Origin of the sequence: Alcaligenes sp. SDU_A2 (genome assembly GCF_038237375.1) — a bacterium.
In the GTDB taxonomy this organism is placed as follows: domain Bacteria; phylum Pseudomonadota; class Gammaproteobacteria; order Burkholderiales; family Burkholderiaceae_B; genus Alcaligenes.
This window is the reverse complement of the sequence record NZ_CP151273.1, coordinates 3,263,831-3,277,282: the sequence shown is the minus strand read 5'-3', so window position 1 is coordinate 3,277,282 and position 13,452 is coordinate 3,263,831. Positions and strand designations below refer to the sequence as shown.

13 protein-coding genes and 1 pseudogene are annotated in these 13,452 nt (G+C 60.8%); 8 read left to right on the top strand and 6 right to left on the bottom strand.

What is annotated here, in order from left to right; translation table 11 throughout:
• Positions 1 to 51: 51 nt before the first annotated feature.
• The 4 genes from AADW57_RS15160 to mpl are packed head-to-tail and all read right to left on the bottom strand — an operon-like array spanning position 52 to position 4,837.
• The gene (locus tag AADW57_RS15160; RefSeq protein WP_341667717.1) at positions 52 to 963 is read right to left on the bottom strand and encodes an energy transducer TonB; all 912 of its coding nucleotides are present in this window, start codon (positions 961 to 963) and stop codon (positions 52 to 54) included.
• Positions 930 to 2,819 carry a ribonuclease catalytic domain-containing protein gene (locus tag AADW57_RS15155; RefSeq protein WP_341667716.1) on the bottom strand — a complete coding sequence of 630 codons (1,890 nt, stop codon included), beginning with the start codon at positions 2,817 to 2,819 and terminating at the stop codon, positions 930 to 932. The genes AADW57_RS15160 and AADW57_RS15155 overlap by 34 nt, the downstream gene beginning before the upstream one ends.
• Before the next feature lie 38 nt (positions 2,820 to 2,857).
• Entirely contained in the window at positions 2,858 to 3,448 is a 591-nt protein-coding gene (locus AADW57_RS15150; RefSeq protein WP_341667715.1) for a YqiA/YcfP family alpha/beta fold hydrolase, read from the bottom strand.
• Between the two features lie 24 nt (positions 3,449 to 3,472).
• A complete protein-coding gene (mpl, locus tag AADW57_RS15145; protein ID WP_341667714.1) occupies positions 3,473 to 4,837 on the bottom strand; it encodes a UDP-N-acetylmuramate:L-alanyl-gamma-D-glutamyl-meso-diaminopimelate ligase in 1,365 nt (454 codons plus the stop codon).
• 109 nt (positions 4,838 to 4,946) lie between these two features.
• On the opposite strand from mpl, the gene AADW57_RS15140 reads away from it, so the two are divergent.
• From AADW57_RS15140 to AADW57_RS15105, 8 genes are all read left to right on the top strand, one after another.
• The gene (locus AADW57_RS15140; RefSeq protein ID WP_341667713.1) at positions 4,947 to 5,444 is read left to right on the top strand and encodes a TlpA family protein disulfide reductase; all 498 of its coding nucleotides are present in this window, start codon (positions 4,947 to 4,949) and stop codon (positions 5,442 to 5,444) included.
• 160 nt (positions 5,445 to 5,604) lie between these two features.
• Positions 5,605 to 6,039 (top strand): type II 3-dehydroquinate dehydratase, encoded by a 435-nt coding sequence (aroQ, locus tag AADW57_RS15135; RefSeq protein ID WP_341667712.1) that lies wholly within the window; start codon positions 5,605 to 5,607, stop codon positions 6,037 to 6,039.
• An 82-nt stretch (positions 6,040 to 6,121) separates the two neighbouring features.
• Complete coding sequence (gene accB / locus AADW57_RS15130) at positions 6,122 to 6,571, top strand: acetyl-CoA carboxylase biotin carboxyl carrier protein (RefSeq protein WP_341667711.1); 450 nt, start codon at positions 6,122 to 6,124, stop codon at positions 6,569 to 6,571.
• Between the two features lie 4 nt (positions 6,572 to 6,575).
• Positions 6,576 to 7,922, top strand: coding sequence for an acetyl-CoA carboxylase biotin carboxylase subunit (accC, locus tag AADW57_RS15125; protein WP_341667710.1), 1,347 nt, complete (start codon positions 6,576 to 6,578; stop codon positions 7,920 to 7,922).
• Positions 7,923 to 8,016: 94 nt separating this feature from the next.
• Entirely contained in the window at positions 8,017 to 8,937 is a 921-nt protein-coding gene (gene prmA / locus AADW57_RS15120; RefSeq protein WP_341667709.1) for a 50S ribosomal protein L11 methyltransferase, read from the top strand.
• A 24-nt stretch (positions 8,938 to 8,961) separates the two neighbouring features.
• Positions 8,962 to 10,119, top strand: a complete 1,158-nt coding sequence (locus AADW57_RS15115; protein WP_341667708.1) for a zinc-ribbon and DUF3426 domain-containing protein — start codon at positions 8,962 to 8,964, stop codon at positions 10,117 to 10,119.
• Positions 10,120 to 10,127: 8 nt separating this feature from the next.
• The gene (locus AADW57_RS15110; RefSeq protein WP_341667707.1) at positions 10,128 to 11,069 is read left to right on the top strand and encodes a carbohydrate kinase family protein; all 942 of its coding nucleotides are present in this window, start codon (positions 10,128 to 10,130) and stop codon (positions 11,067 to 11,069) included.
• 101 nt (positions 11,070 to 11,170) lie between these two features.
• Positions 11,171 to 11,620 (top strand): outer membrane lipoprotein, encoded by a 450-nt coding sequence (locus AADW57_RS15105; RefSeq protein WP_445819210.1) that lies wholly within the window; start codon positions 11,171 to 11,173, stop codon positions 11,618 to 11,620.
• A 76-nt stretch (positions 11,621 to 11,696) separates the two neighbouring features.
• On the opposite strand, the gene ada is transcribed toward AADW57_RS15105, so the two are convergent.
• Both ada and AADW57_RS15095 read right to left on the bottom strand, forming a co-directional pair.
• Positions 11,697 to 12,782, bottom strand: coding sequence for a bifunctional DNA-binding transcriptional regulator/O6-methylguanine-DNA methyltransferase Ada (gene ada, locus AADW57_RS15100; RefSeq protein WP_341669717.1), 1,086 nt, complete (start codon positions 12,780 to 12,782; stop codon positions 11,697 to 11,699).
• 42 nt (positions 12,783 to 12,824) lie between these two features.
• A pseudogene (locus AADW57_RS15095) lies at positions 12,825 to 13,403 on the bottom strand (DNA-3-methyladenine glycosylase family protein); the annotation flags it as partial.
• Positions 13,404 to 13,452 lie beyond the last annotated feature (49 nt).

Sequence of the window (13,452 nt, the reverse complement as noted above, 5' to 3'; positions counted from 1 at the left end):
GGCGCGCGTCGCGGGGCGCGCTTTGCGCTAGGCCATTGGCGCGTCCGAATGTCAGTCCTGGCTTGGGGCCTGCATGCTGAATGTATCGCGGGTGAAGTTCCAACTGCGTGAGATAACCAGCACATCGGCACCGGGAGCAACATCGGGAGGCAGCGGCGCAAAGGGCGCGGCCAGCTCCACAATGCGGCGGGCGGCCAGGTTCAGGGCCGGTTCCTTGGCGGGCTGGGTCAGTTCGGCGCGCAGCAAACTGCCGTCGCGTCGGATATAGACCGTCATTTGCAGGTGCCCGTACAGCTTCTGTCCGTCTTGCCGCGGATAGTGGCGGGTGCCGGTCTGTTCGATGGTCTGACGCCATTGATCCAGGTAGTGCGCTTCGTCGCTGGCGCGCGCGCTCGGGCCAGCATAGTGATAGCGTGGCTGGCGCTGCTGTTCGCGGATCTGGTCGCGCAGCAGGGCAATGCGGGCGTTGCTGACTACCGGGCTGCGGTCGGTATCGTCCTGTCCGGGGCTTTGCGCGGCACCTATATATTCGGTGGTCGGCGTGGGCGGCGGAGCGGTGTCGGATGGGTCCAGCTCACCTAACAGACGCTGTTGCTCGATTTCCAGGCTTTGCTGGCGCTTGCGCAGCGCTTCCAGCACCAGCAGATTAGGCAGATCGGGGTCCGTCAGCGGCAAGGGCTGGCTGGCCTGGCCTTGTGTATCCTGGCCGCCGCCCTCCAGGTTAAGTTGGGCCAGCAGATGCGGGGACAGGGGGGCGGTTTCGGTACTGAAATTGACCAGGGCCACGTCCATGTCCTGCGCGGGGCGCGGGACGCTGCGCCCGTGTGGCCAGAAAATCAGCACGGCATGCGCCAGAGCCGAGATCGCCACCGCCGGCCACAGGTAGTCGCGAGGTAAGCGGCGGCGGGGCGACGGCGCTGTCATGGCGATCAGGCTGCGGTCGCGATCTCGCGCAGGCGGCATTCCACCGTCAGCGCCAGCTCGTCAAAGGCCAGCAGGTCTATGGTGACTTCCTGGCCTCGGTCCAGCGCGGGCAGGCCGGGCACGTGCAATACCAGGGGAGCGTCGTTCAGGCGCACCAGGTCTTCTTTTATAAAGGTGGCCCGGGCCTGGGTAATGCCCTGCTGTTGCAGCCAGCGCAGGCACCAGTAGCGCTCCAGGGCCGATTGGTAGTCGGACCATTGGGCGTATTGGCCCTCGAATGCGCCGATGATGGCGAACAGGTCGGCGTCCTTGGGCTGGAAGGGGGCTGCCAGCCGCGCAGAGATGCCGTGTTCGGCGGCCGCCAGAATCTGGCCCTGGTTGATCAGGTCCACATAGCGGCGCAACGGCGACGTGGACCAGGTGTATTGCGGCACGCCTATGGATTCGTGGGGGGCGGGCGTCGTGGACATGCGCGTGCGCATGAATTGTTGGGAGCGGTAGATGCCGGGCACATTGTGCTCGGCCAGCAGGCCGCCCCAGAGCTGGTTGGCCAAAATCATATATTCGGCCACCAGCAGGCTCAGGGGGGCATTGCGCACGCGCGGCACCAGGCGGATGATGGAGTTGGGATCGTCGTGCGGGCCGTCCAGCTCGAAGGTGTATTCCACCCGGTTGTTGTTTTCGGGTTTGCCCCGTATGGCCTCGCGTTGCGCTGCCAACTGGCGTGAAAAGGCCCACAGCGGGCGCAGCCAGTCTGCATACGGCAGGTCGGCGGCCGGATCGTTCAAGGCCTGCTCGGAGATCAGTGGGTCCAGCTCGTGCTGGCGCAAATTGCGTTCGACGGCGATGCGTTCTAGTCGCGTCTGGTGGCCCAGTATCTCGCCCGTGTTGCTGTCGGCATCGACATACAGCGACAGCGTGGGACGTACTTGGCCCTGGTCCAGGGAGAAACGGGCGATCAGCTCTGGCGGCAACATGGGGATTTTGTAACCCGGCGTGTACACCGTGGCCATGCGCGCGCGCGCCAGTTGATCCAGTTCGTTGCCGCGTTTGATGGCCAGTGCCGGCACGGCAATGTGAACGCCGACTCGGATACGGCCCGGCTCGGGAACCTGCACCGACAGGGCATCGTCGATTTCAATGGTATTGGCGTCATCTACCGAATAGGCGGTCACCTGGGCCAGTGGCAGATCCTGCCCCCAGTCCTGGACCTGGATGGCCGGAAAGCCCGTGCCTTTGGGGAAATGGGCCGACAGAAAACGGTGCTGGTGCAGCGTTAATGGGTTGGACCAGGCCCCCAGCGACAGCAGTAGTTTCTCGGTGCCCGTATTCAGTTCTTTCTGTGCCTGATCGAAGGCTTTCCATTCCAGCGAATTCTTGTCCGGCTGGGCCAGGAAAGTGTGGGCCTTCTGGGCGATAGCCTCGGGCAGGCGGCCTTGCACCATGTCTTGCGCCCAGGCTTCGATTTGTTCTTGTTGCAGGCGTTTTTTCTCGATAGCGGCCAGCGCGGCCTGCAGGATCTCGGGCGGGGCGGGGCGATACAGCCCTTTGCCGCGCCGATGGAAATAGGCGGGCGCGCTGTGCAGGGCGAAGATCGTGCCGGCTTTTTCGACGGCACCGGGCGTATGGCCGAAATAGTCCTGGGCCAGGGCGGCGGCCTCGAATTCCTCCTGGGGTGCGCATTCCCACAGAAAATTGATGTCCAGTGATTCGGCCAGGGCTTGCGCCTGTTCCATCAGTTGGGCGGGCGCGGGTTGCTCAAAGCTGAACAGCACGCTGTTTTTCTTGATCTTGCTGCGTTTGCCGGAGGCCGATTCCACTTGCAATGTGGTGTCGCTCTCGGAGAAGACTTTTTCTGCCTTGAAGTTGCCGCTGTCTTCGAAAAGGACGTACATGATGTTCCATGTGGATGGCCGCTGCCATCCGGTAAGTATTAGTAAGGTCGTTGCAGGGCGAAGTGCAGAATTTCGGGAATCCAGGGATCGAAATCCGAAAAACCGTGATCGCCGCCCTCAACGATGTGGCCCTGGCTGCCTCGGTACCAGTCTGCCATCTCGCGCCAGTTCAGGACTTCGTCGCCTTTGGCCGCCAGCAGGTAGAACTGCTTGGGGTCGGCGGGGCGGGGCACTTGTATTTCGTCCAGCTCGTCTACGTATTCGGGTAGAAAGTGAAAGGGCGCATCCGAGTGGTAACTGACGTGCTCACCCACCTGGGTAGCCAGATCGCGGCCGGCGTACACCACGGGGTTGATCAGTACGGCACGGCAACGATAGTGCTGGGCCAGGTGGCTGGCGTAGTAGCCGCCCAGGGATGAGCCCATGATGCACAACTGGTCGGGCGTATGGCCGGCCTGCAGTTCTGAATCCAGAATGCGACGGCACAGCGCGATGGCTTGTGCCGGACTGGCCGGCAATTGGGGGCAGCGCCACAGGTCCTGCAGCTCCCGTTCCTGCAGGGCTTGCTGCATGCGCTGCGCTTTATAGGACAAGGGCGAGGAGCGAAAGCCGTGTAGGTAGAGAATCATGAAGGCACCTGTGGGGGTAGGGGGTCAGCGGGGCAGGCGGTCCAGCAAGCGCTGGTGTATGCCGCCAAAGCTGCCGTTGCTCATGACGACAATGGCATCGCCGGGCTGGCTTGCCTGGACAATGGCAGACACCATTTTATCTAAATCGTTCCAGGCTGTGGCGCGCTCGCCCATCTGGGCCAACACAATAGCCGGGTCCCAGCCCAGGGCATGTTTGCCGGATGTTTCGCCATAGCAGAAAGCCAGATCGGCCTGTTCCAGTGATGACGGCAGGCGGGCGGCCATCGCTCCCAGCTTCATGGTGTTCGAGCGCGGTTCCAGCACGGCCAGAATGCGAGTCTTGGGGCCGACCTGGGCGCGCAGCCCTTCCAGCGTGGTCGCAATGGCGGTGGGGTGGTGGGCAAAATCATCGTAAACCGTAACACCTTGAACAGTGCCGCGTACTTCCATGCGGCGTTTGACGCCTTGAAAGTGACTGAGTGCTTCGATGGCCTGCTCGGGGGCGACGCCGACATGCTGGGCGGCAGCGATGGCCGCCAGCGCGTTGAGCTGGTTATGCCGCCCGGTCAGTGCCCAGCGTACCGTGCCTTGCAGGTGGCCGCGATGGATGACCTCAAAGGTGGTCGGGCCGATATCCCGGCTGTCCCAGTCGCCTTGCAGGCCAAAGTAATTGACAGGCGTCCAGCAGCCGCGCGCCAAGGTCTGCTCCAGAGCGGGGGTGTCGGTGGGGCACAGGATCAGACCCGAGTGGGGGATGGTGCGCACCAGATGGTGGAACTGGGTCTGTATGGCGTGCAGGTCGGGGAAGATATCCGCATGGTCGTATTCCAGATTGTTCAATACAGCCGTGCGCGGCCGGTAGTGGACGAATTTGGAGCGTTTGTCGAAAAAGGCGGTGTCGTACTCGTCGGCCTCGATCACAAACAGTGGCTGGGCCGGGTCAAAGCGCGCCGATACGCCTAGATCGGGGGCCACGCCGCCGATCAGGAAGTTGGGTTCGTGTCCGGCTTGTTCCAGTATCCAGGCCAGCATGGAACTGGTCGTGGTCTTGCCGTGGGTGCCGGCGACGGCCAGCACGTGCTGGCCGCGCAGTATATTTTCGCCCAGCCACTGCGGCCCCGAAACATAGGGCAGGCCTTGGTCCAGAATGGCTTCCATCAGGGGATTGCCCCGGGAGACCACGTTGCCGATGATGTACAGGTCGGGGGCCAGGCGTGTCTGGTCGGCATCAAAGCCTTCGATCAGCTCTATGCCCTGTTCCTGCAGTTGGGTGCTCATGGGGGGGTAGACCCCGGTATCGCAGCCGGTGACAGTGTGGCCTGCCGAACGGGCGATCAGCGCCAGACCACCCATGAACGTGCCGCATATGCCTAATATATGTATGTGCATGACAATCCTCCGGCCTGTATTTTAGTCGGATGTTTGATCTGGCGCGTCGGCCTGCTTCGTATGCGGGTGCTATCATCGTCCGATACTGTCTATTTATGTGTGAGCACGTATGCAACGGCGCTTATTTTTGCAGCGGTCCCTGGTGTGCGCGGGACTGTTGACCTTGCCCGCGGCGTCCTGGGCCGGCTTGTTTCCGCCCGATCCTTTTCTGGCGCAGGCATTTCCCGACCTGCAGGATCAAGATCGCACCCTGTCGTCCTATGCTGGCAAGCCGCTGGTCATTAACTTCTGGGCGACCTGGTGCGCTCCCTGCGTCAAGGAAATGCCCGATCTGCAGGCCTTGCACCAGCGTTACCCCGAGGTGAACTTCGTGGGTATTGCCGTTGACTCCAAGGACAACGTGCGGGAGTTTTTGCAGCGCGTGCCGGTCAGCTACGACATTCTTCTTTCGGGTCCGGGCGGAGTCAAACAGATGCGCAGCCTGGGCAATAAGAAGGGGGGCTTACCCTTTACCGTGGTGTTTGGCAGCAATGGCCGGATCAGTGAGCGGATTCTTGGACAGATCGATCCGCAAAAATTGGACGAAGTTATCAAGCGTCAGCGTTAACTGGCTTACTTCGTCGTTCAATTGCGGCAAATTTCTGGTTCAGCACGGTTTGCCGCTGTAAACCCAAAAGTGTTCCGTTACCGCTTGTAATCGGGGTTGTTGATGGACAAATGGTGCTTTTTAGCGTAAAAAGGCGATCTGTCTTCACGAAAAATCCGCTATGGCGAATCATGTTCTGGTCCTGAACGGGCCTAACCTCAATCTGCTGGGTACCCGGGAGCCGGATGTCTACGGACATCAGACCCTCGACGATATCAACGGCAGTTTGCGGGCCTTGGCAGATCAGCATGGCGCCCGGTGTCATTTTTTCCAAAGTAATCACGAAGGCGGGCTCGTCGACCGGATTCATCAGGCCCGTGCCGAAGGTGTCGAATTCATCATCATCAACGCCGGTGCTTATACACACACCAGCGTGGCGATACGCGACGCCCTGGCCGGGGTCGGCATTCCATTCGTCGAAGTCCACTTGTCCAATGTTCACAAGCGTGAGCCTTTCCGCCACCAATCCTATCTGTCCGACTGCGCCCGTGGCGTGATCGTGGGGCTGGGGGCGTTCGGGTACGAAGCTGCATTGCGTTTTGCCTTGGACAGCTAGGCGGCTGTCTTCGTTTTTTGACCAATTTTCTTTTTTTGATGCCGTTCAGTGTTCGAACAGGGCGGCATCGCGGGAAGCACGCATGGATCTTAGAAAACTCAAAACCCTGATCGATCTGGTGGCTGAGTCGGGTATTGCCGAGCTGGAAATCACGGAAGGCGATGACAAAGTGCGCATCGTCAAATTTTCGCAAAGCACGGCTGCGCCCGTGGTTCAGACGTTTGAAGCGCCGGCCGCTCAGGTTGTGGCCGCGCCGGCAGCGCCAGCCGCAGCAGCGCCCGCACCTGCCGTGGCCGAAGGACATGCTGTCAAATCGCCTATGGTCGGCACTTTTTATCGTGCTCCCAGCCCAGGTGCCGCCGCATTCGTGGAAGTGGGCCAGACGGTCAAGGAAGGCGATCCGCTGTGCATCATCGAAGCCATGAAGCTGCTCAACGAGATCGAAGCCGACAAGTCCGGCGTGATCAAGGAAATCCTGATCGAAAACGGCGGTCCCGTGGAATACGGCCAGCCTCTGTTCATCATCGGTTGATGATATGTTTGAAAAAGTCCTAATCGCCAACCGGGGCGAAATTGCCCTGCGCATCCAACGCGCCTGCCGCGAAATGGGTATCAAGACGGTGGTGGTATATTCCGAGGCTGACCGCGGTGCCAAGTACGTGCGTCTGGCCGACGAGGCCGTCTGCATCGGGCCTGCGCCTGCCCGCGACAGCTATCTGAGCATGCCGGCCATCATTTCGGCAGCCGAAGTCACCGATGCCGAAGCGATCCACCCCGGCTACGGCTTCATGGCCGAGAATGCCGATTTCGCCGAACGTGTCGAAAAAAGTGGCTTTGTCTTTATCGGCCCGCGTCCCGAAAACATCCGCACGATGGGCGATAAGGTCATGGCCAAGAAAGCCATGATCGAAGCCGGTGTGCCCGTGGTGCCCGGCTCGGACGGCGCTTTGCCCGACGATCCGCAGGAGATTTTGCGCATTGCCCGCGAAGTGGGCTATCCGGTCATCATCAAGGCCTCGGGTGGCGGCGGCGGACGCGGCATGCGCGTGGTCTATACCGAAGCGGCCTTGCTGACGGCGGTCGCCACGACCAAGTCCGAAGCGGCGGCGGCGTTCAACAATCCCGAGGTCTACATGGAAAAGTACCTCGAGAATCCACGCCATATCGAAATTCAGGTGCTGGCCGACGGCGATCGCAATGCGATCTGGCTGGGTGAGCGCGACTGTTCCATGCAGCGTCGTCACCAGAAAGTCATCGAGGAAGCACCGGCCCCCGGCATTGCGCGTCGTTTGATCGAGCGTATCGGCGAGCGTTGCGCCGATGCCTGCCGCAAAATGCGTTATCGCGGCGCGGGCACGTTCGAGTTCCTGTACGAAAACGGCGAGTTCTTCTTCATCGAGATGAATACCCGTATTCAGGTCGAACACACGATCACCGAAATGATCACGGGCATTGACCTGGTCCAGGAGCAGATCAAGGTGGCCGCGGGCGAGAAGTTCGTGCTGCGCCAGCGCGACATCCATTTCGAGGGGCACTCCATCGAATGCCGCATCAATGCGGAAGATCCATTCAAGTTCACCCCAAGCCCAGGCTTGATCACCAATTGGCACACACCGGGCGGTCCAGGCGTGCGTATCGATTCGCACGTGTTCTCCGGATACACGGTGCCGCCATTCTACGACTCGATGATTGCCAAGCTGATTACCTACGGCAAGACCCGTGAGCAGGCGATTGCCCGTATGGACATCGCCTTGTCCGAGATGGTGGTGGAAGGCATTCAGACTAACGTCGCTTTGCACCGCGAACTGATGCAAGACGCCAATTTCAAGGCAGGCGGCACCAGCATTCATTACCTGGAACAGAGACTGTCCCAGCGCAAGTAAGCCAACAGGGCGTGACGGTTCTGTACCGGCATGCCTTGCGCCGCGATCATGCAAAACAGGGGCTCGCCCCTGTTTTGCTTTATGGAAGAACTAGATGCGTGAACTCTTGTTGAGCTGCCCTGAAGAACAGGCAGAGCACTTGTCCGATGCCCTGCTGGAAGCGGGTGCCTTGTCCGTTTCCGTAGAAGATGCCGACGGGGACACCGAGCACGAAAAACCCTTGTTCGGCGAACCGGGCATAGAGCCTGAAGTATTGGCCTGGCACCACAACCGAGTCGTTGCTTTGCTGCCTGAGGACATGGAGCCTCAGGACATGGTGCAGTTGCTGGGGCAGGCGGGCGTGCTCGATCCGGCGCAGGTGCAGTGGAGTGTGCGCGATGTGCCCGATGCGGACTGGGTTCGCCTGACTCAGTCTCAGTTCGGCCCCATTCCGGTCGGTGAGCGTATTCTGATCGTACCCAGCTGGCACAAGGACGATGTGGATCTGCCTCTGGTGCAGGAGGCGGGCGATGGTTTGGTGCGCATCGAGCTGGACCCCGGGCTGGCGTTTGGCACGGGCAGCCATCCTACGACGCATCTTTGCCTGGACTGGCTGGCGCACCATGTCCAGCCGGGGCAGACCGTGCTGGATTATGGTTGTGGATCGGGCATTTTGGCCATTGCCGCGCGCAAGCTGGGGGCAGGCCAGACACTGGGCGTGGATATTGACGAACAGGCCGTGATTTCCACGCGCTACAATGCGCAGGTCAATCAGGTTCAGGTCCAGGGTTTGTTGCCCGATCAGATGCCTGCCGGGCAGACCGATCTGGTCGTGGCCAATATATTGGCCAATCCGCTGCGCATGCTGGCCCCTATGCTGGCTAACCGCGTCAAGCCGGGTGGCCATCTGGTGTTGTCAGGTATTTACGACTGGCAGGCCGACGAGATGATCGCCGTCTATTCGCCCTACCTGCCGTTGACGGTCTGGCAGATACGCGATGGCTGGGTCTGCCTGGCTGGTCAGCGTCCTTTGTAAGACGGTAAGTATTTAGGTGGGCTTATGGAGCTGAAGACTCGCTGCCCTCGGTGCTCAACGACGTTTGCAGCCAGTGTCGAGCTGTTGCAGCGCCGCCGGGGCTATATACGTTGTATCCAGTGCGCGCATATTTTTGATGGCTTCGAGGAGGTGATCGACGAGGGCGAGCCGGAACCCACCTATCGTGCGCCCTCCCAGGCTCCCGAGCCCTCGGTCAAGATCGAGCCGGTGCTGGCGCAGAACCGGCCCCCGGCGGCACAGCAGGTTGATCTGCAGGCACCCGTGCCAGGGCCGCGTTTTGTCGAGCATTCCCGTCATGCGCCGCCGCGCGACGAGGGGTCGGCCCACGACTCGTTGCAGGTGCGCAAGTTTCCTGATTCCGTCCTGGCCAATGCGCCAGTCGCGCCGCCCCAGCCCTCGACCCAAGCCGATCGATCAGACAGCGATGGGCACGAACAGCTTCCTTTTTTTGTGTCCGGACATCTGCCGGTTCAATCCAGTGAGCATCATATCGGTGCGGCATCCTGGGGGGAGTCCGACCCGGATTTCAGCGTAGGCGACCGTGCCCAGACTTTGCGCGCGGCTTACCCTTCGCGTCAGGCCGACGGGACGGCAAGGGCAGACGTCGAGCAGGATTGGACCATTCCTGCTAACCCGGCCTTGCAGCGCGAAACGCGCTACGAAGGTGAGGCAGGAACAGGACAGCGTATCTGGTCGTTCTTCTGGAAATTGTTGTGCGTGCTCGGTATCGTCGTGCTGCTCGGTCAACTGGTGTATGTTTACCGGGTGCAGATTGCCAGTCATGTGCCGGTGCTGCGTCCCGTTTTGGAACGGGCCTGCCTGGAGCTGGGCTGTCAGGTGCCTTTCGAGCGTCGTATCGATGCCATCCGCATCGTGTCGTCGGCCTTGCACAAGGAGCCGGGCGAAGGGTCGCGCTCCATGCTGCGTTTTACGCTGCGCAACGAATTTGAGCGTCCGCAGCAGTGGCCCACGCTGGTGCTGGACTTGAAGGATTTTTCCGGTGCCCTGATCGCCCGGCGCAACCTTGCTCCCGAGCAGTATCTGGTGCCGGGCTTGCGACACCTGCCTTTCGGGGCACGTGCGGAGCTGGCGGTGCAGTTGCCCCTGGATACCGGGGGACTCCAGGTCAACGGCTATGAGATTAGCCCTTTTTTTCCATAAGGTACGTTATGTCCGAGCGAGTGCTGGTGTGTGGATCTATCGCGTTTGATACGATCGCTGTTTTCGAGGGCTATTTTAAAGATCATATTTTGCCCGACAGCATTCAGGCGCTGAGCGTGTCCTTTTTTGTGCCCAGCCTGCGTAAAGAGTGGGGTGGTTGCGCGGGCAATATTTCCTATACGCTGAACATGCTGGGCGGCGAGCCTGTGCCAGTAGGCACGGTAGGGGGCGACGGCCTGGATTACGTCAAGCGCATGAATGAGCTGGGCATCGATACCGGCATGGTTCGTGTCATGCCAGAGCTGTTTACCCCGCAGTGTTTTATCACCACCGATCTGGCAGCCAGTCAGATCACGTCTTTTCATCCAGGTGCCATGTTGCACTCGGCCGATAACGACTTGTCGGGACAGCAGGCGGGCTGGGGTATTGTGGCGCCGGACGCCAAAGAAGGCATGTTTGCCCATGCCCGACGTCTGAATGCCATGGGCGTGCCGTTTATCTTCGATCTGGGGCAGGCTATGCCATTGTTTTCGGGTGAAGACTTGGTGGAGATGCTGCAACTGTGTCAGGTTCTTACCGCCAACGATTACGAGGCCGAGGTCATTGAGCAGCGGACCGGCAAGACCATGACGCAGATTGCCGGCGGCCTGAAGGCAGCTGTGGTCACCCGTGGTGCTCATGGAAGCACGCTTTACCGCGATGGCCAGGAAATTGCCATTGCTCCGGTCCCGGCCGCTCAAGTGCTAGACCCTACCGGTTGCGGCGATGCGCATCGTGCCGGCCTGTTATATGGTCTTACAAAAGGGTGGAGTTTTGAGGAGGCCTGCAGCTTGGGTAACCTGATGGGCAGTATTAAAATTGCCAGCCATGGTCCCCAGAACCATGCGTTTAAACGATCCGATGTACAGGCTATGCTAAAACAGCACTTCGGTATCGAACGCAGCCTTTGATCCTGAGTCCAGGCGCAAATGTGCTGGGTAGGCCAGGCGAATTTTCCGGAGTAAATCGTATGCATGCTTCTTTTTTTCATCGTCCCAAAGTCCGTCTGCTGATGGCAGCCAGCTTGGCCGTTCCGGTCTTTATGCTGGCGGGGTGCGCGAACCAATCGGCATCGAGCTCCGTTTACAGCTACGGCCAGGCCCAGCGTGAGCAGATTGTGCGGCTGGGTACGGTTGTCAGCGTGCGTTCCGTCACCATTCAGAAGGATCAGACTTCTGGCGTGGGATCGGTGGCCGGTGCTGCCATTGGCGGGGTGGCGGCCAGCTCCATCGGCGGCGGTCGTGGCAGCATTATTGCCAGTATCGGCGGTGCTTTGCTGGGTGGCCTGGTCGGCAATGCCGTAGAGAACCGTGTCGGCAAGTCCGATGGCCTGGAAATCACCGTCAAGCTGGATAATGGCGAAACCCGTGTGGTCGCTCAGGAAGCGGACGTTCCCTTGTCCGTTGGGCAGCGCGTGCGCATGCTCAGTGGCAACGGGCCTACCCGCGTGGTGCCTATGTAAGTGTGTCCTGCTTGGTAGCAAAGCGAAAACCCGGCGTCAGCCGGGTTTTTTGTGTCTGGCGCGCGATCGTGTGTGCTCAAGCGCTTTCGCGATCCAGCAAACTGCGCTTGCGCTCCAGCCCCCAACGGTAGCCGGCCAGGTCACCGTCCCGGCGCACGACACGATGGCAGGGAATGGCAACGGCCAGCGTATTGGTGGCACAGGCGCGGGCGACGGCGCGCACGGCGCGTGGCTGTCCCAGGCGTTGCGCAATATCGGTGTAGCTAAGGGTCTGGCCGACCGGAATGCTGCGCAGTATTTCCCAGACGCGCTGCTGGAACGTCGTGCCTTGGATGTCCAGGGGTAGATCCAGCCCTATCGCAGGGTTTTCGACCAATGCCACCACTTGCGCCACTCGCCGCTCGAACTGCGGATCGGCCCCGATCAACTGGGCCGCCTTGAAACGTTCTTGCAATTCTATTAGCAGTGCTTCGGCGTCGTCGCCCAGGGAGATGGCGCAAATTCCGCGCTCGCTTTCGGCCACCAGCAAGGCACCCAGGCTGCATTGGGCAATGGCAAAGCGTATGGTGTTTCCATGACCGGCCTGACGGAAGGAGCGGGCCGACATGCCCAGCAAGGTGGGGGACTCTTCGTAAAAGCGGCTGGCTGCGCCATAGCCAGCATCGTAGATGGCGCGAGTGATGCTGGTTTGTGGAGCATCCAATGTATGGCGCAGTCGGCGGGTACGTAGTGCTTGGGCGTAGGCGTGCGGGGTCAGGCCTGTCTGGGCCTTGAAAATTCGGTGAAAGTGGTAGGGGCTTAACTCCACGGCAGCGGCCAGCTCGTTCAGGCTGGGGGCCGGCTGCTTGGTTTCGATCAGGCGACAGGCCTGGGTGACGGCTTGCCTGTGCTTTTGCGCCAGCTCTTGTCGATCGGCATGGCGGTGGCGATTGGCTCGGAAACCGGCGGCCTGAGCTTGTTCGGGCGAATCGAAGTAACGCACATTTTCCGGTTTGGGGCGGCGGGCGGCAGCGCTGGGGCTGGCATAGGTGCCAGTGCTCAGTACGGCATAGACAAAGTGGGCATCGGCATTCGCGTCCCGCTCCAGCACCGCCTGCCAGCGCTGGGCAGGAGTGCTGTAGGGCTTTGGTTCTTTGGCGCTGGTGCGCGGGACGCGCCACAGATACCAGGCGGCAATACTGCGATAAGGCGACCAGGCCTGGCCCAGGTCGCGCAGGATCTTGGCAGAGGGGGCTGTTTCCAGGTTCTTCAGACGGCGATAACCGTCGCGGACTCCCCAGTCATCCGCCGGTAGTATGTCCTGGCGCTCCAAGGTGTAGATCAGCATCATCTCCACTGTCCAGCGGCCTATGCCGCGCAGTTGGCTCAGGGATTGAATCAGTTCCTGGTCGCTCATGGCCAGGGCGGCTTGCTGGTCTGGAATGCGCCCGTCCAGGCGCGCCTGCGCCAGTCCCTGGATGCTGGTGGTCTTGGCACTGGACAGCCCGCAGGCACGCAGTGTCTGCACCGGAGTGGCCAGCAGTTCTTCGGGTGAGGGACAGCGGCCATGTTCGTACACGCCCAATAGCCGTTGCAAAATGCAGTCGGCGGCACGCGTATGTAATTGTTGGTACACCACGGCGCGTACCAGGGCTTCGTAGGGATCGCGTTCCGGCCTGGGAGTGTGCACGCATGGGCCGACTGTTTCCACCAGAGTCTGCCAGTGCGCGTCCAGGCCGGCCAGAAAGCGTTCAGCGTCCTGATACGGGCTGGGCGTGTCGCGCAAGAAAAAAGGGCTGTTCATCGTGTGCGCCTGCGAATAGAAGTCCAGGCCAGTATAAAAGCACGAATCC

Excerpts from the sequence above, each read along its gene's own strand:
- AADW57_RS15105 (WP_445819210.1), top strand. The coding sequence starts at position 11,171 with ATGGCAGCCAGCTTGGCCGTTCCGGTCTTTATGCTGGCGGGGTGCGCG.
- AADW57_RS15155 (WP_341667716.1), bottom strand. The coding sequence starts at position 2,819 with ATGTACGTCCTTTTCGAAGACAGCGGCAACTTCAAGGCAGAAAAAGTC.
- prmA (WP_341667709.1), top strand. The coding sequence starts at position 8,017 with ATGCGTGAACTCTTGTTGAGCTGCCCTGAAGAACAGGCAGAGCACTTG.
- AADW57_RS15115 (WP_341667708.1), top strand. The coding sequence starts at position 8,962 with ATGGAGCTGAAGACTCGCTGCCCTCGGTGCTCAACGACGTTTGCAGCC.
- AADW57_RS15150 (WP_341667715.1), bottom strand. The coding sequence starts at position 3,448 with ATGATTCTCTACCTACACGGCTTTCGCTCCTCGCCCTTGTCCTATAAA.
- mpl (WP_341667714.1), bottom strand. The coding sequence starts at position 4,837 with ATGCACATACATATATTAGGCATATGCGGCACGTTCATGGGTGGTCTG.
- AADW57_RS15110 (WP_341667707.1), top strand. The coding sequence starts at position 10,128 with ATGTCCGAGCGAGTGCTGGTGTGTGGATCTATCGCGTTTGATACGATC.
- aroQ (WP_341667712.1), top strand. The coding sequence starts at position 5,605 with ATGGCGAATCATGTTCTGGTCCTGAACGGGCCTAACCTCAATCTGCTG.
- AADW57_RS15160 (WP_341667717.1), bottom strand. The coding sequence starts at position 963 with ATGCCGCCTGCGCGAGATCGCGACCGCAGCCTGATCGCCATGACAGCG.
- accC (WP_341667710.1), top strand. The coding sequence starts at position 6,576 with ATGTTTGAAAAAGTCCTAATCGCCAACCGGGGCGAAATTGCCCTGCGC.
- AADW57_RS15140 (WP_341667713.1), top strand. The coding sequence starts at position 4,947 with ATGCAACGGCGCTTATTTTTGCAGCGGTCCCTGGTGTGCGCGGGACTG.
- accB (WP_341667711.1), top strand. The coding sequence starts at position 6,122 with ATGGATCTTAGAAAACTCAAAACCCTGATCGATCTGGTGGCTGAGTCG.